We start from the raw sequence: 18,870 nt of genomic DNA, 5'->3' as shown, positions 1-18,870 counted from the left end.
CCTCCTTCGAAACCCGAAGGGACGGGGAGACGAATAGAGCGAAGGGCGTTCTGCCCGCCGTGTCAGATGCGCCGCGCCAGGTGCAGCCAAGAAGAACAGGCAAAAGCCATGAGCGAAGCCCTATCCGCTGTCGATGTCGTTCCAATCAAGCGCCCCGTGCGCTGGCACATCGGCGTCTTTCTCTTCCCGGCATTCCTCGTCTATTCGGCGATCATGATCCTGCCGCTGATCGAAACGCTGCGGCTTTCGTTCTACAACACCGTTGATGGCGTGCCTGCCTTCGTCGGCTTTGCGAACTACAAGGTGTTGTTCGGCGATGCCCGCTGGGCACATGACTTCTGGAACGCGCTAGTCAACAACTTCATCTTCTTCGTCATCCACATGTGCGTGCAGAACCCGATCGGCATCGCGTTGGCGGCGCTGCTGTCGACGCCGCGGCTTCGTTTCGTAGCGTTCTACCGCACGGCCATGTTCCTGCCGACGCTGCTCTCCTTCGTGATTGTCGGCTTCATCTGGAAGCTCATCCTGTCGCCGATCTGGGGCGTAGCTCCGTGGCTGATGAGCCTCGTCGGCATGAAGTCGTTCTTCGCTCCATGGCTCGGACAGTCGGGGCCGGCGCTGGTTGCCGTGTCGCTGATCTCCAACTGGCAATATATCGGCATTCCGATGATGCTGATCTACGCGGCGCTGCTCAGCATCCCGGAAGAGGTGATCGAGGCCGCCGAGTGTGACGGCATCACCGGATGGGCACAGTTCTGGAAGATCAAGCTGCCCCTTATCCTGCCTGCCATCGGCATTATCTCGATCCTGACTTTCGTCGGCAACTTCAATGCCTTCGACCTGATCTACACCGTGCAGGGTGCGCTTGCCGGACCCGATATGTCGACTGATATCTTGGGCACTCTGCTCTATCGCACCTTCTTCGGTTTCCAGCTGCAGCTTGGCGACCGCTCGATGGGCGCCACAATCGCTACAGTCATGTTCCTGATCATTCTCGCCGGCGTGTCGTTCTACCTTTTTGCCATCCAGCGGCGCATGCGCCGGTACCAGTTCTGAGGAGTGCGCCATGTCCAACAGAGCACGCACATCCCCCATCCGCACCGGTCTCGTACACTTGGCGCTCATTGGCTATACGCTGGTTGCCATCTTCCCGGTGTTCCTGACGATCATCAACTCGTTCAAGGACCGCAACGCGATCTTCCGCTCGCCGATGCAGGTGCCGACACCTTCGACCTTCAGCCTTGTCGGTTATCAAACGGTGCTGGGGCAGGGTGACTTCGCGACCTATTTCCAGAACAGCTTCATCGTCACGGTCGTTTCGATCTTCTTCGTGCTGCTGTTCGGCGCGATGGCGGCTTTCGCGCTCTCTGAATACAAATTCAGGGGCAACACGCTAACCGGTCTCTACATGGCGATCGGTATCATGATCCCGATCCGCCTCGGCACGGTCGCCATCCTGCAGGGGATGGTGGCAGCCGGCCTCGTCAACACGCTGACGGCGCTGATCCTCGTCTACACCGCGCAAGGCATTCCGCTGGCGATCTTCATCCTGTCGGAATTCATGCGGACCGTCTCCGATGACCTGAAGAATGCAGGCCGCATCGATGGGCTCTCGGAATATTCGATCTTCTTCCGGCTGGTGCTGCCGCTGGTGCGGCCAGCTATGGCCACGGTCGCCGTCTTCACGATGATCCCGATCTGGAACGATCTCTGGTTCCCGCTGATCCTCGCGCCGGCTGAGGCGACGAAGACCGTCACCCTCGGCTCGCAGATCTTCATCGGGCAGTTCGTGACCAATTGGAACGCAGTGCTTGCGGCACTTTCGCTGGCAATCCTGCCGATCCTCGTTCTCTACGTCATCTTCTCGCGGCAGCTCATCCGCGGTATCACCTCGGGAGCGGTCAAGTGAGTGCGTCCGACAAGCCAATCCGCGTTCTCGTCGCCGGCCTCGGCAATATGGGACGCAGCCATGCGCTGGCCTATCACAACAATCCCGGCTTCGAGATTGTCGGGCTGGTCAACCGGTCCAAACCAAAGCTGCCGGAGGAATTGCAGGGCTACGAGATCTACTCGGATTTCCAGGCAGCGCTTGCCGAGTTGAAGCCGGATCTCTGCGCAGTCTGCACCTATTCCGACACGCATGCTGACTATGCGGTCGCTGCCTTCGAGGCCGGTTGCGACGTCTTTGTCGAGAAGCCGCTTGCTACGACGGTAGCCGATGCGGAGCGTGTCGTGGCGGCGGCGAAGAAGGCCGGGCGGAAGCTGGTGATCGGCTATATCCTTCGCCACCATCCCTCCTGGATGCGACTGATCGAGGAGGCACGCAAGCTCGGTGGGCCGTATGTCTTCCGTATGAATCTCAACCAGCAGTCCAGTGGTCCGACGTGGGAGACGCACAAATCGCTGATGGAGACGACCTCGCCGATCGTCGATTGCGGCGTGCACTATGTCGATGTCATGTGCCAGATCACCGATGCCAAGCCGGTGGAAGTACGAGGGATGGGGCTGCGGCTCTCCGACGAAATCGCGCCTGACATGTACAACTATGGGCAGCTTCAGGTGCAGTTCGAGGATGGTTCCGTCGGCTGGTACGAGGCCGGCTGGGGGCCGATGATCTCGGAAACAGCCTTCTTCGTGAAGGACATCATGTCGCCGAAGGGATCGGTCTCGATCGTCATGGACCCGAACGCCAAGTCCGACGATATCGACGCTCACACCAAGACCTCGGTTATTCGCCTGCACACTGCGGAAACGGGACCCGACGGCAAGTTCATCCGACCGGACCAGGACATGACGATGGCAGGCGAGCCAGGCCATCAGGAACTCTGCGACCGCGAACAGGCCTTCATGCTGAAAGCCATTCGCGAGGACATCGACCTCAACCGCCACATGGCAGACGCTGTCGCTTCGCTGCGCATCTGCCTCGCCGCCGACGAAAGCGTGCGTACCGGCCAAGCCGTCAAGCTCCAAGAGCCGGTCAAACTGTAAGGAATACGACTAGTGGGATCGCTTCAACTCAAATCTATCCGCAAGACCTACGGCACGCATGAGGTGCTGAAGGGCATCGACCTGGAGGTCAAGGACGGCGAGTTCGTCATTTTCGTCGGACCTTCGGGCTGCGGCAAGTCAACCCTTTTGCGCAGCATTGCCGGATTGGAGGACGTCACCTCTGGCGCCGTATTCATCAATGGCAAAGAGGAGACGTTGACGCCTCCCGCCAAACGCGGCATCGCGATGGTGTTCCAGTCCTACGCGCTCTATCCCCACCTGACGGTCAAGGACAATATGGGTCTTGGGCTCAGGCAAGCCGGCACGGCGAAAGAGGAGATCGACAAGCGGGTGACCAAGGCATCCTCGATGCTGTCGCTTGAACCATATCTCGCCCGGCGCCCGGCGGAACTCTCCGGTGGTCAGCGTCAGCGTGTCGCTATCGGTCGCGCGATCGTGCGCGAGCCGGCGCTCTTCCTCTTCGATGAGCCGCTGTCGAACCTCGATGCCGCCTTGCGTGTCCAGACGCGTCTCGAGATCGCCCGGCTGCACCGCAGCCTGAAGGCGACCATGATCTACGTCACCCACGACCAGGTCGAGGCGATGACGCTTGCCGACAAGATCGTGGTGCTGAATGCCGGTGCGATCGAGCAGGTCGGCTCGCCGATGGAACTCTACAACCGCCCGGCAAATACGTTTGTTGCAGGCTTCATCGGCTCGCCGATGATGAACTTCATTCCAGGTGACAAGGTCGCCGACGGCGGCGCAAAGACCGTTGGCGTCCGCCCGGAGCATTTGACCCTTTCGCGCGAGCAGGGCACTTGGCGGGCGAAGGTCGTGCATGTCGAGCATCTCGGTGCGGATACGATCATCTATCTCGAATCCGAGCAGTGCGGTCTTATCACCGCGCGGCTCTTCGGGGAGCACAAGTATGAGCCCGATGAGATCGTCTATGCGACGCCGGACACGAGCCACATGCATCGCTTCGATGCGAACGACAAGGCGATCCGCTAAGTCTGCCACAAACCAAAAGCCCCGCCATCGAGCGGGGCTTTCCATTTCTACCGATCAGCCAAGAACGGGGCGCATGAAACTGCGCTCGTAGCTGATGATGCTGCGGTTCCGCTTGTCGAGATCGAACGCGGCCTGGCATTCCGGGTCGCTTGCCATGCGCGTGCGATAGTCTTCGTAGGTCGCGAGGTTCGGGAACGAAAACAGCGCGACGGCAATGTTGTTGGCGCCCTCGGATGGCAGGAAATAGCCGTGATGGGTGCCGCCCATTCGATTGACGATCGGGATCCAGAGCTGCGCATATTCCTCGAATTCGGCGATCTTGTATGGGTCGATCGTATAACGCAGGTAGCAGGTAATCATTGAAACATCCTGTTTGGGGCCGTGCCGGCGTCGTCTTGGCGGGGAAATGACGCTCACTTTTCTGAACGAAAGCGTTTCAGCTGTCGTTGATGCAATTTCCGACGCTGTAAAATACAGCGCCGGAAATCCGGAAACGCGCGTGGCAAAACCGCAAAAGTGGACGCGGAGTGCCCGATCAGTCGCGGATGACGAGCAGATCAGCTGCCATGAAGCGAAGCGTCACTGTTTCGCCGGCTGCCGGAGGGGTAACGCCTGGGCTATTGAACATGTCGAAGGAAATGACATTGCCGCCGACGTTCATGCGCGTGCGGATGACCGAGCCGAGGAAGTGGGCGGACACGACTTGGCCCGTCAGCTTCGTATCGCTCGGCGTTCCCTCGGCCAGTGAGCCGGCTTCCGGACGGAGCGCCAGTGATACGGTATCACCGGCGTTGAAGGCGGCGACCGACTGCTTCAAGGTCACGCCCTGATCGCCGATCTGGATTCGGTTAGCGGCCGGATCAACGACCTTCGCTTCGATCATGTTGAGCGTGCCGACGAAGGAAGCGACGAAGCGCGTCGCGGGCGTGTTGTAGATCTCGAACGGCGTGCCGATCTGGTCGGCGCGGCCGGCGTTCATGACGACGATGCGGTCGGAGATCGAGAGAGCTTCTTCCTGATCGTGTGTCACGAAGACGGTGGTGATGCCGAGCTTCTGCTGGATGGCGCGGATTTCCTCGCGAAGCGATACGCGGATCTTGGCGTCGAGAGCAGACAGTGGTTCGTCAAGCAACAGGACCTGCGGACGCACGGCAAGCGCGCGGGCAAGCGCAACACGCTGCTGCTGGCCACCGGAGAGCTGATAGGGGTAGCGGTCGGCAAGATGGTCGAGCTTGATCAGCCCGAGCATTTCCTTGACGCGGGCATCAATCTCGGCGGGTTGCGTGCCGGCGACTTTCAGGCCGAAGGCGACGTTGTCGTGAACGGTCATGTTGGGAAACAGCGCATAAGCCTGGAAGACCATGCCGATATTGCGCTTGTTGGGCTTCAGATTGTTCTGCTCCTTGCCGCCGATCGCGATGCGGCCGCCCGAAGGCGTTTCAAAGCCCGCGATCATGCGCAGAACGGTCGTCTTGCCGCAGCCCGATGGGCCAAGGAAGGAGATAAATTCACCCTTCTCGATCTGCATGTTGAAGTCATGCACGACCTGCGTGTTGCCGAAGGATTTCTTGAGGTTTGCGAGTTCGAGAAAAGCCATGAAAACCAGATACCTTACGACTTAGCCGGGGCGGCTTTGTGGAAGCGGGAGACGAGTTGCAGCAGGCCCATGCTGAGCCAGGTGATCGAGAAGGCGATGACAGCCAAGGCCGACGGCTCGTAGGCGCGGTTGGCGCCGACCAGCTGGAGGTATGGCCCGAAGGCCGGACGATTGAGGAGCGCGGCCATGGTGAATTCGCCCATGACGATTGCAAGTGTGATGAAGGCGCCCGAGAGCACGCCGCTCATGACGTTCGGGAAAATGCACTTGAACATGATCGTCGTCCAACTTGCGCCGAGGCTTTCCGCCGCCTCGGTGAGCGTACGCACGTCGATTGCGCGCATGGCGGTGTCGACGGCGCGGTACATGTAGGGCAACGACAGCGTCATGTAGGACAGGACGAGCAGGATATTCGTACCCGAGGTCGAGCCGGTGAGCGGGAGGATCGACGACGAATTATACATTCTGAGGTAGCCGAACACGATCACGATTGCCGGGATAACCAGCGGCAGCAGCGTGATGAACTCGACGATAGGACGGATCTGCGGCAAGCGCAGCCGCACCCAATAGGCCGTCGGAACCACGAGCAGCATGCCGAAAACGATCGTCAGCAACGCCATCAGCATCGAATAGCCGAAGGTCTCGCGAAATTGCGCATCGGAGAAAACCGAAGCGTAGGCGTCGAAACTGTAGGTGCCGCGGCGCATACGCAGTGAGAATTCAACGGTGGCGATGAGCGGCAGGACAAAGTAGATCGCGCCGATCGCAATGGCGATCCAAGCTCCAAGGCGTGATGTCTTCATTTTTGCCACCGTTCGGCGCGCATGCGCAGCAGGATATAGAGGAGGTTGGACAGACCGGTGATGACGATCATGCCGAGGGCAAGGGCGTAGCCGAGGTTGGCATTGTGAAGCACGTCACCGCGGATCTGCGCATAGAGCAAGATCGGCACGATGTTGAGCGAGCTACCGGTCAAGGCATACGCGGTGGCGATCGCACCGAAGGCGTTTGCGAAGAGAAGTAGTGTCGTGCCCATCAGGCTCGGCCAGAGGATCGGGAAGGCGACCATGCGCCAGTACTGGCCATTGGTCGCGCCGAGGATCAATGCTGCTTCCTTCCATTCCTTCTTCATGCCGTCGAGCGCCGGCGTCAGGATCAGCACCATCAGCGGGATCTGGAAGTACATATAGGTGATGGTGAGACCGAAGAAGCTCAGCAGGTTAAAGCCGGTGGAATAGAGATTGAAGCCAAGCCAGTCACGCATCAAAACGGTTACGAGACCGGTGCGTCCGAGCGTGGCGAGGAAGGCGAAGGCGAGGGGCACGCCCGCGAAATTGGAGGCAACACCGGAGAAGGTCAGGAGGCCCGAACGAACCCAGTTCGGCAGGCCGCCGAGGACGACTGCCCAGGCGAGAAAGAAGCCAATCAACGCGCCACCGAGGGCCGATGCCACCGACACCTTGATACTGATCCAATAGGCACTGAGGATCGACGGCGTGAACAGGTCGGCAATGTTCCTGAGGGTCAGGTCGCCTTCGGGCGTAAGGAAAGCGCCCGCTACCAGATAAACCGTCGGGATGATCAAGAACATCAGCGCGAAGATCATGAATGGCGCGATGCCGAGCCAGTCGATCACTCTGTCACGGTTTATCAGGGGCGTGGTGCTGACGACGGCGGTTGAAACACTGCTCATAGACGGACGGCCTTATCGGGCAACTGACTGGACGCCTCTCCGCCTCGCGGCGGAGAGGCAGTTTCAAACATTACTTGACGTTGGCGCCGACCACCGAATCCCAGTTCTTGGTGATGGTTTCCTTGGCTGCTGCCTGCTGTTCGAGCGTCGGGAAGATTGCCTTCTCATACGCAGCGGCCGGCGGGAGCTTGTCAAGAAGGTCCTTCGGGATCTTGTTGTTCTTTGCCAGATCGTTGAAGCGGATCGGATGGCAATAGCCCTTCAGCCAGCCGAGCTGACCTTCGTCGGAGTAGAGATATTCCATCCAGAGCTTTGCAGCGTTCGGATGCGGAGCGAAGGCCGAGATCGCCTGAACGTAAACGCCGGCAACAACGCCGGTCTTCGGAACGACAACTTCAAACGGAGGGTTGCCCTTCAGGCTTTGACCCCAGGAAAGGGCATTGTAGTCCCACGCGACGATGATCGGGGTTGAGCCCTGAGCAAACGGTGCGGCCTTTCCGACGACCGGAACGAAGTTCCCGCTCTTGTTGAGTTCGGCAAAGAACTTCAGGCCTTCCTCGCCGGCCTTTGCGGCGTCGCCACCTGCAGCCGAAAGACCGGAAGCGAACACGCCCTGTACGGCCTGGTTTGCACTGCGCGGATCGCCGGCGAGAGCAACAGTGTTGGCGTAGTCGCTCTTCTTCAGGTCAGCCCAGTCAGCCGGAGATTCCTTGACGAGGTCCTTGTTCACGAGGAAGGAGAGAACGCCGTAGTAGTCGCCGTACCAAAAGCCGTCAGCATCCTTGGCGCTGTCGGGAATGGAGTCCCAAGTGGAGACCTTGTACGGCTGGATCAGGCCTTCGGCCTTGGCCGACGGACCGAAGGAGAGGCCGACGTCGACAACGTCAGGAGCCTGCGGGCCGGTGTTGCCTTTGTTGGCCTTGATTGCTTCGATTTCATCGCCCGAGCCTGCGTCCGGGTTCAGTTCGTTGACCTCGAGGCCGTACTTGGCCTTGAAGCCGGCAATGACGTCGCCGTAGCCGCACCAGTCGTGCGGAAGCGCGATCGTCGTCAGCGTGCCTTCCTTCTTGGCGGCAGCGATGAGTTCAGCGCTTGGTTCAGCAGCTGCGATTGCAGTAGAAGCAACGACAATCGCAGTAGAAAGCGAGAGCATTTTTGAAATATTAGAGATCACTGTTGTTCTCCTTCGGGTTTCAGTGTCCGACGATGCTGTTACTGACGTAACGTGAAGCTTTCGTGACAGTTTGATGACCTTCTTTTTTCTTTGTATAGCAGGCAGTTGGCGGCGATGCTTCGTTTACGACACGTTGTTCGCTCAAATGCTTCACGTCATCTGTCTGTCTTATTTTCCCTCCTAACTAAGTTTGCGGAAGAGCCTGGTTTGCTCGAACAGACCCTCCAGGGTCTTCATGCGTTCCTTCGTCTCATCCCAGGTTGAGCTCTGAACGGCCTCGATCAGTGCCTCGACGATGAAGAGAGTGACGACGGAAGAGTCCCATGCCGATGGCGCCTCGATCTGGACACGAAACGTGTGACGCGCGAGCTTGGCGACTGGCGACCCCCATTGATCTGTGAAGACGACGATCTCGGCTCCACTCTTGCGGGCGGCCGTCGCGAGGCTGACCATTTCCTGCTCGTAGCGACGGATATCGAAGATAACCAGGAGGTCGCCGGGATTCATGTTGAGCACGTATTGCGGCCAACTGCTGGAGTTGGAAGACAGCAACGCGGTGTTCGGCCGAATGACCTGCATATGGGTAAAGAAGTACTCGGCCAGCGCGCCGGTGATGCGTCCGCCGATAAAATAAAGGCTGCGCTTGCGATCCGACAACAACGAGGCAACATTGTCGAAGGTTGCGGTATCGAGCGCGCTCAGTGTCTGGCGTAGGTTGCCCATGATGGCGTCGGCGAAACGGTTGAGAATATGCGTGCCCGGCGCGTTGGAGGCCCAGCGGTCATGCTTGGTGATCGGGTTTGAGATCGTCGCTTCGACTTCCTGGTGCAAGTGCGCCTGAAAATCGGGATAGCCCTTGAAACCAAGCTTTTGAACCATGCGCACGACTGTCGGTGTCGACACACCGGCGTTCTCCGCAATCGTCGTGATGCTCCCCAGTCCGGAGACGGGGTAGTTGTCCAACAGGCTCTCTGCCAATTGCTTTTCGGCCCGCGTGAGCGTGCCGAAATGCGAATGGATTACGTCCGAAACTGTCTTCGACGCAGCGGTCACGCTTACTTGCTCCCCGGGATTGGTCTTGTGCCACTTTCCCACTGAAAGTTAACAACGCTGTCACAATCCATGTCAACTGCTGTCATGAAAAGAAATTTTCAGGGCGTGCTTGACAGTCGTCGGAACCTGAAGAATTCTTTTCTTGTACATTTTTTATTAATGATCGGGATGCGGCTGTGGTGCCTGCTCAGTTCAAGGTCCTAAGCGAAGCGGAAGGCGAGTGCGTTACGGTCGAACGGCCGAACGGCAGGAGCTCGTTACTGGTGATCTGCGAACATGCGTCCCGGTTGCTTCCTGAGCGGTACGGGACACTCGGTCTGTCCGCCGAGGCGTTGGAAAGCCACATCGCATGGGATCCGGGCGCGTTGGCGGTTGCACGCGGGATTTCCCGAACCCTCGATGCCACTCTCATCCACCAGCGATTTTCGCGATTGATCTACGATTGCAACAGGCCGCCGGAGTCAGCTGGCGCCATGCCCGAGAAGAGCGAAATCTACGAAATACCGGGCAACGCCGGCCTCAATGCGGAAGAACGCCTCGCGCGAACCGAAGCGTTGTATATTCCTTTCCACGACGCCATTCGCGCACTGATTCGCGATCGCAAGGCGAGGGGGCAGGAGACGGTGATCGCGACGATCCATAGTTTCACTCCGGTGTATCACGGCAAGATGCGGGCCGTGGAAATTGGTATATTGCATGACAAAGACAGCCGTTTCGCTGACAGCGTTTTGAACGTGGCGTTGACCGGCTCGCCTCTCTACAAAATCGAACGCAACGAGCCCTATGGCCCTGCGGATGGCGTGACGCACACGCTGGTTCTGCACGGGCTTTCGAACGGGCTGCGCAATGTAATGATCGAGGTCCGCAACGACCTCATCTCAGATCAAGACGGTCAAGGGGTCGTGGCCGACTATCTGACAGGGCTTCTCCGGCAAAGCCTGGACGCCTGAAAACAAAGAAAAAGACCCCAGGGAGCAGTCTAACTGCGATCGCCCGTAGGCGAAAACGTCACGGGCACTTTGGCACTGGATGATCACCCGCAATCCCGCGGCTGATCGCTAAACAGGGGGAAGTCATGTCCGACTACACGGATCACGACAAGAAGCAGGATATGCATATCCTGCATTCCATGGGCTATGCCCAGGAATTGGAACGGCGGATGAGCTCGTTCTCGAACTTTGCCGTCTCGTTTTCAATCATTTGCATTCTTTCCGGCGGCATCAACTCGCTGGCGCAAGCCACGGCGGGTGCCGGCGGCGCGGCCATCGGTATCGGCTGGCCGGTCGGTTGCTTCGTCTCGCTGGTCTTCGCCGTGGCCATGGCGCAAATCAGCTCGGCCTATCCGACCGCGGGCGGCCTCTACCACTGGGGTTCAATCCTCGGCAACCGCTTCACCGGCTGGCTCACCGCGTGGTTCAACCTGCTCGGCCTCGTCACGGTTCTCGGCGCGATCAACGTCGGTACCTATTACTTCTTCATGGGCTCCTTCGGGACGAGCTACTTCGGTCTGACGGACACGACGACAGTTCGCATCCTCTTCCTGGTTGTCATTACCGGCGCTCAGGCGCTGGTAAACCACATGGGGATCGGACTGACTGCGAAGCTCACGGACTTTTCGGGCTATCTGATCTTCGCAACGGCAATCGCTCTTGCCGCAGTCTGCTTGCTCGCTGCTCCGTCCTACGATTTGGCCCGCCTTTTCACCTTCGCCAACTATTCAGGCGAAGCGGGCGGCAACGTCTGGCCGTCGACTTCGGGCACTTGGGTATTCCTGCTCGGCCTTTTGCTGCCGATCTACACGATCACCGGCTACGACGCTTCGGCGCACACGTCGGAAGAAACAGTCAAGGCCGCTCATTCCGTTCCGCGCGGTATGGTCTCTTCCGTTTTGTGGTCTGCGCTCTTCGGCTACATCATGCTTTGCGCCTTCGTGCTGATGCTGCCGAACATGGACGATGCGGCAAAGCAGGGCTGGAACGTGTTCTTCTGGGCAATGGACAGTCAGGTAAACCCCGTCGTCAAGGATCTGCTCTACCTTGCCATCTTCGTCAGCCAGTGGCTGTGCGGTCTGGCAACCGTCACGTCGGTTTCGCGCATGATCTTCGCCTTCTCGCGTGACGGCGGTCTGCCGGCCTCAAAGGCGCTGTCGAAGGTCAGCCCGAAGCATCGCACGCCGGTCGCGGCCATCTGGACGGGATCGATCCTGTCGGTACTGTTCGTTTGGTTCACCTCACTCGACTTCATGAAGATCGGTGAGACGCCGGTTTACACGATCGTTGTCTCGTGCACGGTCATTTTCCTCTTCTTCTCCTTCGCGATCCCGATCACGCTCGGCCTCTTCGCTTGGGGCACATCGAAGTGGGACAAGATGGGTCCGTGGAACCTCGGTGAAGGCATGTTCAAGCTGTTTGCAGTCTTGTCGATCATCGCGATGGTCCTGATCTTCGTCATTGGCATCCAGCCGCCGAACGGCGCTGCGCTTTACGTTACCGTCGGCTTCCTCTTGCTGACTGCGATCGTATGGTTCGGCTTCGAAAGCCGCCGCTTCAAGGGGCCGCCGATCGGCGACGAAGTCGCGCGCCGTCAGGCCGAGATTGCGGCTGCCGAAAAGGCCGTCGGCGAGGCCTGAGGTTTCGACTTCCCTCCATAACCGCGGGGCCGCTCTGGCGGCCCCGTATCCCGGCTCAACGAAAACGCATCAGATACGGCGCGTCCGTTTCACGGCATGCTCTTTCGTTGCCCCGATTTTTCAGTTCAAGGTTCAGGCGGATTCAATATGAGCATCTATACTCTCGACGATCTCAAGCAGGATGTTGCCGACGGGCGCATCGACACGGTTCTGGCATGCCAGGTGGATATGCAGGGCCGCTTGATGGGCAAGCGTTTCCAGGCCGAATACTTCCTCGAGAGCGCATGGAAGGAAACGCACAGCTGCAACTATCTCGTTGCCACCGACATGGAGATGGAAACTGTCTCCGGGTACAAGGCGACGAGTTGGGAAAAGGGTTACGGCGACTACACGATGAAGCCGGACCTCTCAACGCTGCGGCGCATTCCGTGGCTTGAAGGCACGGCGCTTGTGCTTTGCGATCTGCTCGACCACCACACGCATGAAGAGGTGCCGCATTCGCCGCGCGCCATCCTGAAGAAGCAGGTCAAGCGCCTCGAAGACATGGGCATGAAGGCTTTCATGGCCTCCGAACTCGAGTTCTTCCTGTTCGATCAGACCTACGAGTCGGCGCATGCCTCAGGCTATCGCAACCTGAAGCTCGCCAGCGCCTATAACGAGGACTACCACATCTTCCAGACGACCAAGGAAGAAGAGGTCATGCGGGCAATCCGCACCGGGCTTCAGGGAGCCGGCATTCCTGTCGAGAATTCGAAGGGCGAAGCATCCGCCGGTCAGGAAGAGATCAACGTGCGCTATGCCGACGCGCTAACGATGGCCGACCGCCATGCGATCATCAAGAACGGCTGTAAGGAGATCGCCTGGTCAAAGGGCAGAGCAATCACCTTCCTTGCCAAATGGCACTACAACGCCGCCGGCAGCTCGTCGCACATTCACCAGTCTCTCTGGAGCGCGGACGGCAAGACGCCGCTCTTTGCCGACGAGAAGGGCAAATACGGCATGTCGCCGTTGATGGAAAACTACATTGCCGGTCTGCTCGCACATGCCAGCGAGATCACCTATTTCCTTGCGCCTTACATCAACTCCTACAAACGCTTCATGGCCGGCACATTCGCGCCGACAAAGGCGATCTGGAGCAAGGACAATCGCACCGCCGGTTACCGTCTTTGCGGCGACGAGACTAAGGCGATCCGCATCGAGTGCCGCGTCGGCGGCTCGGACCTCAATCCCTATCTCGCCTTCGCGGCGCTCCTTGCCGCGGGCATCGATGGCATCGAGAACAAGATGGAACTCGAGGCGCCGTTTGTCGGTGACGCCTACGGCGCTCGCCGCGTCCGCGAGATCCCGCGCACGTTACGCGCGGCAACGGTTGCCATGACGAAATCGAAGATGCTGCGCAGTGCCTTCGGCGATGACGTCATCGACCACTATACCCGTGCTGCCGAGTGGGAGCAGGAAGAGTACGATCGTCGCATCACCGACTGGGAAGTGGCGCGCGGTTTCGAAAGAGCATAATAGGCGTAGCCAAGGCCGGATGGCGTCCCGTCACACGATTTCCATATCTGAGGAGATTGTTTGGGGTGTCCGCCGGTTTCGGCATGCGAAAACATAGGATGAAGATCATGGGAATGATCCAATGCATTTCACCGGTCGACGGATCGGTTTACGCCGAGCGTCTGGCGCTTTCGCTGGAAGCGGCGAAGGAGGCGGTGGCGCGTGCGCGCAAAGCGCAGAAGGCCTGGGCGAAGCGACCGCTGGAAGATCGTGTTCAGCTTGTGCTGAAGGGCGTTGCACGGCTCAATGAAATGTCCGACGTCGTCGTGCCCGAGCTTGCCTGGCAGATGGGTCGCCCGATCCGCTATGGCGGCGAGTACAAGGGCTTTAACGAGCGTTCCAACTATGTCGCATCGATCGCTGCCGAGGCGTTGGCGCCGCTGGTCGTCGAAGAGAGCGACAAGTTCGAGCGCCGCATCGAGCGCGATGCGCATGGCGTCGTGTTCGTTGTGGCGCCGTGGAATTATCCATACATGACGGCGATCAACACGATCGCGCCAGCGCTGATGGCGGGCAATACGGTTGTGCTGAAGCATGCGTCGCAGACACTTCTCGTCGGCGAGCGGCTGGTGCAGGCCTTCGTCGAGGCAGGCGTTCCCGAGGACGTCTTCCAGAACGTCTTCCTCGATCATGAGACGACGTCTGCGCTGATCGCCGCCGGCAGCTTCAATTTCGTGAACTTCACCGGTTCGGTCGAAGGCGGGCGTTCAATGGAGCGGGCGGCGGCCGGCACGTTTACCGGTCTTGGTCTCGAGCTTGGCGGCAAGGATCCGGGCTACGTCATGGAGGACGCCGACCTCGATGCTGCCGTCGATACGCTGATGGACGGTGCGACCTATAATTCCGGGCAGTGCTGCTGCGGTATCGAGCGCATCTATGTGCATGAATCGCTCTATGACAGCTTCGTCGAGAAGTCGGTCGCATGGGTCTCGAACTACAAGCTCGGAAATCCGCTTGACCCGGAAACGTCGCTCGGCCCGATGGCCAACAAGCGTTTCGCCAAGGTCGTGCGCGAGCAGATCGCCGATGCGGTCTCCAAGGGTGCCAAGGCGCTGGTCGATCCGAAGCTGTTTCCCCAGGACGATGGCGGCGCCTATCTCGCCCCACAGATCCTCGTCAACGTCGACCACTCGATGGCATTCATGCGGGAAGAAACCTTCGGCCCTGCCGTCGGCATCATGAAGGTGAAGAGCGACGACGAAGCGATCGCCCTGATGAACGACAGCCAGTACGGCCTGACGGCTTCGCTTTGGACGAAGGACCCCGAGCGGGCAGGGCGGCTTGGTCGCGAGATCGAAACCGGCACTGTGTTCATGAACCGCGCAGACTATCTCGATCCGGCGCTCTGCTGGACCGGCGTCAAGGAAACCGGCCGTGGCGGCTCACTGTCGATCATCGGCTTCCACAATCTGACACGTCCGAAATCCTACCATCTGAAGAAAGTCACAGCATGACCAGCAACATCACAGCCAATTGGAGCTATCCGACAGCCTTCAAGCTCGGCCGGGGGCGCATCAAGGAACTGGCGGACGCTTGCAAGAGCCTCGGTATGAAGAAGCCGTTGCTGATCACCGATCGCGGCCTGGCGTCGATGGCGATCACCAAGACGGCGCTCGACATTCTCGAAGACGCCGGTCTCGGCCGCGCGATCTTCGCCGACGTTGATCCGAACCCGAACGACAAGAACCTCGAGGCCGGCGTCAAGGCTTTCAAGGATGGTGGCCATGATGGTGTGGTTGCCTTCGGCGGCGGTTCCGGCCTCGATCTCGGTAAATGCGTAGCATTCATGGCCGGCCAGACGCGGCCCGTCTGGGACTTCGAGGATATTGGCGACTGGTGGACGCGCGCCAGCCTCGAGGGCATCGCGCCGATCGTGGCGGTGCCGACGACGGCCGGCACCGGCTCGGAAGTCGGTCGCGCCAGCGTTATCACCAATTCCGAAACGCATGTGAAGAAGATCATCTTCCATCCGAAGTTCCTGCCGGGCGTCGTTATTGCCGATCCCGAACTGACGGTCGGCATGCCGAAGATCATCACCGCCGGTACCGGCATGGATGCTTTCGCGCACTGCCTGGAAGCCTATTCCTCGCCCTTCTATCATCCGATGTCAGCAGGCATCGCGCTGGAAGGCATGCGCCTCGTCAAGGAATTCCTGCCGCGCGCCTACAAGGAAGGCACCGATCTCGAAGCCCGCGCCAACATGATGTCGGCTGCCGCCATGGGCGCGGTCGCCTTCCAGAAGGGCCTCGGCGCCATCCACGCGCTGTCGCACCCGATCGGCGCCGTTTACAACACCCACCATGGCATGACGAACGCTGTGGTGATGCCGGCTGTGCTGCGCTTTAACCGCTCGGCGATCGAGGAGAAGATCGCGCGTGCAGCGGCCTATCTCGGCATCACCGGAGGCTTCGACGGCTTTTATAGCTACGTGCTGCAGCTCCGTTCCGAACTCGGCGTTCCCGACAGCCTGTCCGCGATGGGGATCAAGCCGGATCGAATCGATGAACTTTCGGCAATGGCGATCGAAGATCCAAGCGCCGGCGGTAATCCGGTCAAGATGACGCTCGAAAATACCAAGGCGCTCTTTAAGGATTGCTTCTGAACTTAGAGAAGATGGCGGACCTGAAGTGGCCCGGAAAGCCTTGCTTTCCGGGCTTTGTTTGTCCTGGCGCGTGGCCATTCGCGCGAGTGCAAGAAATGCCGGCCGCAATTTCAGGCGTTGCGTTTAGAAGTTATTAACCATGATTGGAAAGGATGCGTTAACCGCACAATGCTTCCGAGAGTGCGCGACAGAGCCATAGAGAGGCTCGCATCCCTTCGAGGACCGACCATGCCAGTCATCACTTTCGCAAACACCAAGGGCGGCGCCGGCAAGACGACAGCCGTTCTTCTTCTCGCTACCGAACTTGCCCAGAAGGGCTATCGGGTGACAATCCTCGATGCCGATCCACAGCATTGGATCACGCGATGGCATGAGGTGTCCGGGCATGTGGCGAATATCTCGGTGATCGATTTCGTCACGTCGGCATCGCTGCCGCTGCACATTTCGGAAAACAAGCACAGTACGGACTACTTCATCATCGATCTTCCGGGCGCGCGGAACCCGCTGCTTGCGACGGCGATCGGGCTCTCCGACCACGTGCTGATCCCGATACAGGGATGCGCCATGGACGCCAGGGGAGGCGCGCAGGTCCTCGAACTGTTGCAATATCTCGATGAGAAGGCCGGTATCCGCATCGGGCACTCGGTCGTGCTGACGCGCGTCAACTCGATGGTGACGACGCGGGCACTCTCGATCGTCAAGTCGCTGCTGAGCGAGCGGCAGGTTCCGGTGCTCGATACCGCGATCATCGAGCGGTCGGCCTTCCGCGATCTCTTTGATTGCGGGGGCACGCTCTACTCCCTCGATCCCGCTCGCGTCAGCAACCTCGACAAGGCGCGGGAGAACGCTCGCTGTTTTGCTGAAGAGATCATGGGCAAGGTCCCGGTGAAGCTTCCGGAGCCGGCGCGCAGCACTGGCCCGCTGATCCGCTCGGCGGCCTAGCGGAAATTGTCCGAAAAACAAAATGCGCCCGCTGGGGCGCATTTTTTGGTGGTGGAACGGGCAGGATAGGTCAGTCGGTGAACTCGACTGTAACGCCCGGCTTGACCATCTTTGCCAGTTCGGTGGCATCCCAGTTCGTCAGGCGGATACAGCCGTGGCTCTGGGTACGGCCAATCTTCGATGGTTCTGGCGTTCCATGAATGCCGTAAGTCGGCTTGGAGAGTGCCATCCAGACGGTGCCGACCGGGCCGTTCGGACCTGGCGGAATGTTCAGGATCTTGTCGTTGGCGCCCTGCTGGAAATTGATCTTCGGATTGTAGGTGTAGCCCGGATTGAAGGCGACGCGCTCGACGGTCACCGTGCCTGATGGCGAAGGCGTATCGGTGGAGCCAATCGAGGCGGGGTAGGCGGCAATCAGGTTGCCAGCGTTGTCATAAGCAAAGACCTGCTTGCGGCCCTTGTCGGCAATGATGCGCGCGACTGATCCCACCTTCACTTCACCGGGATTGACGACCTTGACGATCGTGCCGGGGACCGTGAAATCGACGCCCGGGTTCATCTCCTTCAAGAATCCTTCGTCCATATGGAAGCGCTCGGCGAGCATTTCTGTCGTCGAGGTGTAGCCGAGCGATGACATCGCAGCCTTGTGCGCATAGTCCTCGGGGATGGCGGCAACGTACGGGCCGGCGGCGTCCGCAGGCGTGATCGTATAACTGACGAGCGGCAGTCCGCCGTTCATGCGCAGCTGCTCAAGAATTGCGTCGGTGTTATTAGGATCGAGCGTCTCGCCCGTCATCTGCTGATAGGCATAGATCGCCTTCGTCACGTTTGCGCCCATGTGGCCATCGATCGCGCCAGGGGACACGCCGGCGCGATCAAGGAACACCTGCAAGGCGACGATCTCCGACTTCGACTTGTTCTTGAGGGTGATCACCGGCTCCTGAGAGGGCTTCGGCTGCGTCACATCTGGTGATTGCTGGTCCGGCTCGATGGACGCGTAGTCGTTTCCTTGCGGGTAGGGTTGATCATCGAGCGGCTGGCGGTCGATCGGAGCGTTGCGCGGGATCGAGCCCGTCACAGCGCCCCGCTCAGCGTAACGACCATCGCCGTAGGGATCGTCGCCGTAGTAGGCATCGCCATTGTACGCGTCGCGCACCGGCGGGCGTGGGTAATAGCCGCGGGCGCGCATCTCGGTCGCAATTACATTGCCGTAGGGATCGACCAGCACGCGGTTGCCGCGTCGATCGCGCGCATAAGCCGCGCCCGACGGGACATAATCGAGAATGTCACCGTTCGGCGCCACGAAAACAACGTCGCCTTGCCGTCCGTTATAAAACTGCTGGGCATCGGCAGACGGCGCTGCGATAGCGATGACGAGCAGGGCAGTTGCGGCAGACAATCCCATTATTACAAAGCGATTCACGTCTTCATACCCTTCAGTGACTTGGTCGACACACACCCGCGAATTTTGACGCTAGTGTGGAATTTATGGAATCGTGCTGAACAAAAGATAAAAATCCCGTGATTTCTCCTTTAGTCATAAACATTTGGAGAGGCCAGCCAGTTCCACATGGCAAGGCGAGCCGTCGTGATTGACGAAATCCCTGCCGAGACATAACGCTGC

General features: G+C 59.4%; 17 protein-coding genes. 10 read left to right on the top strand and 7 right to left on the bottom strand.

Annotated elements, in window-relative coordinates; all coding sequences use genetic code 11:
- Positions 1-108 precede the first annotated feature (108 nt).
- The 4 genes from NBG89_RS10050 to NBG89_RS10035 are packed head-to-tail and all read left to right on the top strand — an operon-like array spanning position 109 to position 4,002.
- The gene (locus NBG89_RS10050; RefSeq protein ID WP_088691913.1) at positions 109-1,056 is read left to right on the top strand and encodes a carbohydrate ABC transporter permease; all 948 of its coding nucleotides are present in this window, start codon (positions 109-111) and stop codon (positions 1,054-1,056) included.
- Between the two features lie 10 nt (positions 1,057-1,066).
- On the top strand, positions 1,067-1,909 hold the full coding sequence (locus NBG89_RS10045; RefSeq protein WP_088691914.1) for a carbohydrate ABC transporter permease: 843 nt from the start codon (positions 1,067-1,069) through the stop codon (positions 1,907-1,909).
- On the top strand, positions 1,906-2,988 hold the full coding sequence (locus tag NBG89_RS10040) for a Gfo/Idh/MocA family protein (protein WP_431319845.1): 1,083 nt from the start codon (positions 1,906-1,908) through the stop codon (positions 2,986-2,988). Before NBG89_RS10045 ends, NBG89_RS10040 begins: the two co-directional genes overlap by 4 nt.
- Before the next feature lie 12 nt (positions 2,989-3,000).
- Positions 3,001-4,002, top strand: a complete 1,002-nt coding sequence (locus tag NBG89_RS10035; protein ID WP_431319844.1) for an ABC transporter ATP-binding protein — start codon at positions 3,001-3,003, stop codon at positions 4,000-4,002.
- A gap of 54 nt (positions 4,003-4,056) precedes the next feature.
- Here the strand turns inward: NBG89_RS10035 and NBG89_RS10030 are convergent, their stop codons facing one another.
- From NBG89_RS10030 to NBG89_RS10005, 6 genes are all read right to left on the bottom strand, one after another.
- A complete protein-coding gene (locus NBG89_RS10030; protein WP_431319843.1) occupies positions 4,057-4,362 on the bottom strand; it encodes an NIPSNAP family protein in 306 nt (101 codons plus the stop codon).
- Between the two features lie 175 nt (positions 4,363-4,537).
- A complete protein-coding gene (locus NBG89_RS10025) occupies positions 4,538-5,599 on the bottom strand; it encodes an ABC transporter ATP-binding protein (protein ID WP_431319842.1) in 1,062 nt (353 codons plus the stop codon).
- Positions 5,600-5,613: 14 nt separating this feature from the next.
- Entirely contained in the window at positions 5,614-6,402 is a 789-nt protein-coding gene (locus tag NBG89_RS10020) for an ABC transporter permease (protein ID WP_088691919.1), read from the bottom strand.
- Positions 6,399-7,292 (bottom strand): ABC transporter permease, encoded by an 894-nt coding sequence (locus NBG89_RS10015; RefSeq protein ID WP_431319841.1) that lies wholly within the window; start codon positions 7,290-7,292, stop codon positions 6,399-6,401. Before NBG89_RS10015 ends, NBG89_RS10020 begins: the two co-directional genes overlap by 4 nt.
- Positions 7,293-7,362: 70 nt before the next feature.
- Complete coding sequence (locus NBG89_RS10010) at positions 7,363-8,466, bottom strand: ABC transporter substrate-binding protein (protein WP_431319840.1); 1,104 nt, start codon at positions 8,464-8,466, stop codon at positions 7,363-7,365.
- A 180-nt stretch (positions 8,467-8,646) separates the two neighbouring features.
- A complete protein-coding gene (locus tag NBG89_RS10005) occupies positions 8,647-9,519 on the bottom strand; it encodes a MurR/RpiR family transcriptional regulator (protein WP_431319839.1) in 873 nt (290 codons plus the stop codon).
- A 176-nt stretch (positions 9,520-9,695) separates the two neighbouring features.
- On the opposite strand from NBG89_RS10005, the gene NBG89_RS10000 reads away from it, so the two are divergent.
- From NBG89_RS10000 to NBG89_RS09975, 6 genes are all read left to right on the top strand, one after another.
- The gene (locus NBG89_RS10000; RefSeq protein WP_431319838.1) at positions 9,696-10,469 is read left to right on the top strand and encodes an N-formylglutamate amidohydrolase; all 774 of its coding nucleotides are present in this window, start codon (positions 9,696-9,698) and stop codon (positions 10,467-10,469) included.
- 125 nt (positions 10,470-10,594) lie between these two features.
- The gene (locus NBG89_RS09995) at positions 10,595-12,148 is read left to right on the top strand and encodes an amino acid permease (protein ID WP_431319837.1); all 1,554 of its coding nucleotides are present in this window, start codon (positions 10,595-10,597) and stop codon (positions 12,146-12,148) included.
- 147 nt (positions 12,149-12,295) lie between these two features.
- Entirely contained in the window at positions 12,296-13,663 is a 1,368-nt protein-coding gene (locus NBG89_RS09990) for a glutamine synthetase family protein (protein ID WP_088692054.1), read from the top strand.
- A gap of 107 nt (positions 13,664-13,770) precedes the next feature.
- On the top strand, positions 13,771-15,156 hold the full coding sequence (locus tag NBG89_RS09985) for an aldehyde dehydrogenase family protein (protein WP_431319836.1): 1,386 nt from the start codon (positions 13,771-13,773) through the stop codon (positions 15,154-15,156).
- A complete protein-coding gene (locus NBG89_RS09980) occupies positions 15,153-16,304 on the top strand; it encodes an iron-containing alcohol dehydrogenase (protein WP_431319835.1) in 1,152 nt (383 codons plus the stop codon). Before NBG89_RS09985 ends, NBG89_RS09980 begins: the two co-directional genes overlap by 4 nt.
- A gap of 228 nt (positions 16,305-16,532) precedes the next feature.
- Complete coding sequence (locus NBG89_RS09975) at positions 16,533-17,246, top strand: AAA family ATPase (protein ID WP_431319834.1); 714 nt, start codon at positions 16,533-16,535, stop codon at positions 17,244-17,246.
- Between the two features lie 70 nt (positions 17,247-17,316).
- Here NBG89_RS09975 and NBG89_RS09970 read toward each other — a convergent pair whose 3' ends face one another.
- The gene (locus NBG89_RS09970; protein ID WP_431322657.1) at positions 17,317-18,651 is read right to left on the bottom strand and encodes a L,D-transpeptidase family protein; all 1,335 of its coding nucleotides are present in this window, start codon (positions 18,649-18,651) and stop codon (positions 17,317-17,319) included.
- Positions 18,652-18,870: the final 219 nt, after the last annotated feature.

The sequence above is a fragment of the Rhizobium sp. YTU87027 genome (assembly GCF_050644135.1).
In the GTDB taxonomy this organism is placed as follows: Bacteria; Pseudomonadota; Alphaproteobacteria; order Rhizobiales; family Rhizobiaceae; genus Rhizobium.
Note: the sequence above shows the minus strand (reverse complement) of the source record. Positions and strands in the feature narration are given on the sequence as shown.

Coding starts and splice junctions, on each gene's coding strand:
- NBG89_RS10050 (WP_088691913.1), top strand. CDS start 109: ATGAGCGAAGCCCTATCCGCTGTCGATGTCGTTCCAATCAAGCGCCCC.
- NBG89_RS10045 (WP_088691914.1), top strand. CDS start 1,067: ATGTCCAACAGAGCACGCACATCCCCCATCCGCACCGGTCTCGTACAC.
- NBG89_RS10030 (WP_431319843.1), bottom strand. CDS start 4,362: ATGATTACCTGCTACCTGCGTTATACGATCGACCCATACAAGATCGCC.
- NBG89_RS10025 (WP_431319842.1), bottom strand. CDS start 5,599: ATGGCTTTTCTCGAACTCGCAAACCTCAAGAAATCCTTCGGCAACACG.
- NBG89_RS10020 (WP_088691919.1), bottom strand. CDS start 6,402: ATGAAGACATCACGCCTTGGAGCTTGGATCGCCATTGCGATCGGCGCG.
- NBG89_RS10015 (WP_431319841.1), bottom strand. CDS start 7,292: ATGAGCAGTGTTTCAACCGCCGTCGTCAGCACCACGCCCCTGATAAAC.
- NBG89_RS09995 (WP_431319837.1), top strand. CDS start 10,595: ATGTCCGACTACACGGATCACGACAAGAAGCAGGATATGCATATCCTG.
- NBG89_RS09990 (WP_088692054.1), top strand. CDS start 12,296: ATGAGCATCTATACTCTCGACGATCTCAAGCAGGATGTTGCCGACGGG.
- NBG89_RS09985 (WP_431319836.1), top strand. CDS start 13,771: ATGGGAATGATCCAATGCATTTCACCGGTCGACGGATCGGTTTACGCC.
- NBG89_RS09980 (WP_431319835.1), top strand. CDS start 15,153: ATGACCAGCAACATCACAGCCAATTGGAGCTATCCGACAGCCTTCAAG.
- NBG89_RS09975 (WP_431319834.1), top strand. CDS start 16,533: ATGCCAGTCATCACTTTCGCAAACACCAAGGGCGGCGCCGGCAAGACG.
- NBG89_RS09970 (WP_431322657.1), bottom strand. CDS start 18,651: ATGGGATTGTCTGCCGCAACTGCCCTGCTCGTCATCGCTATCGCAGCG.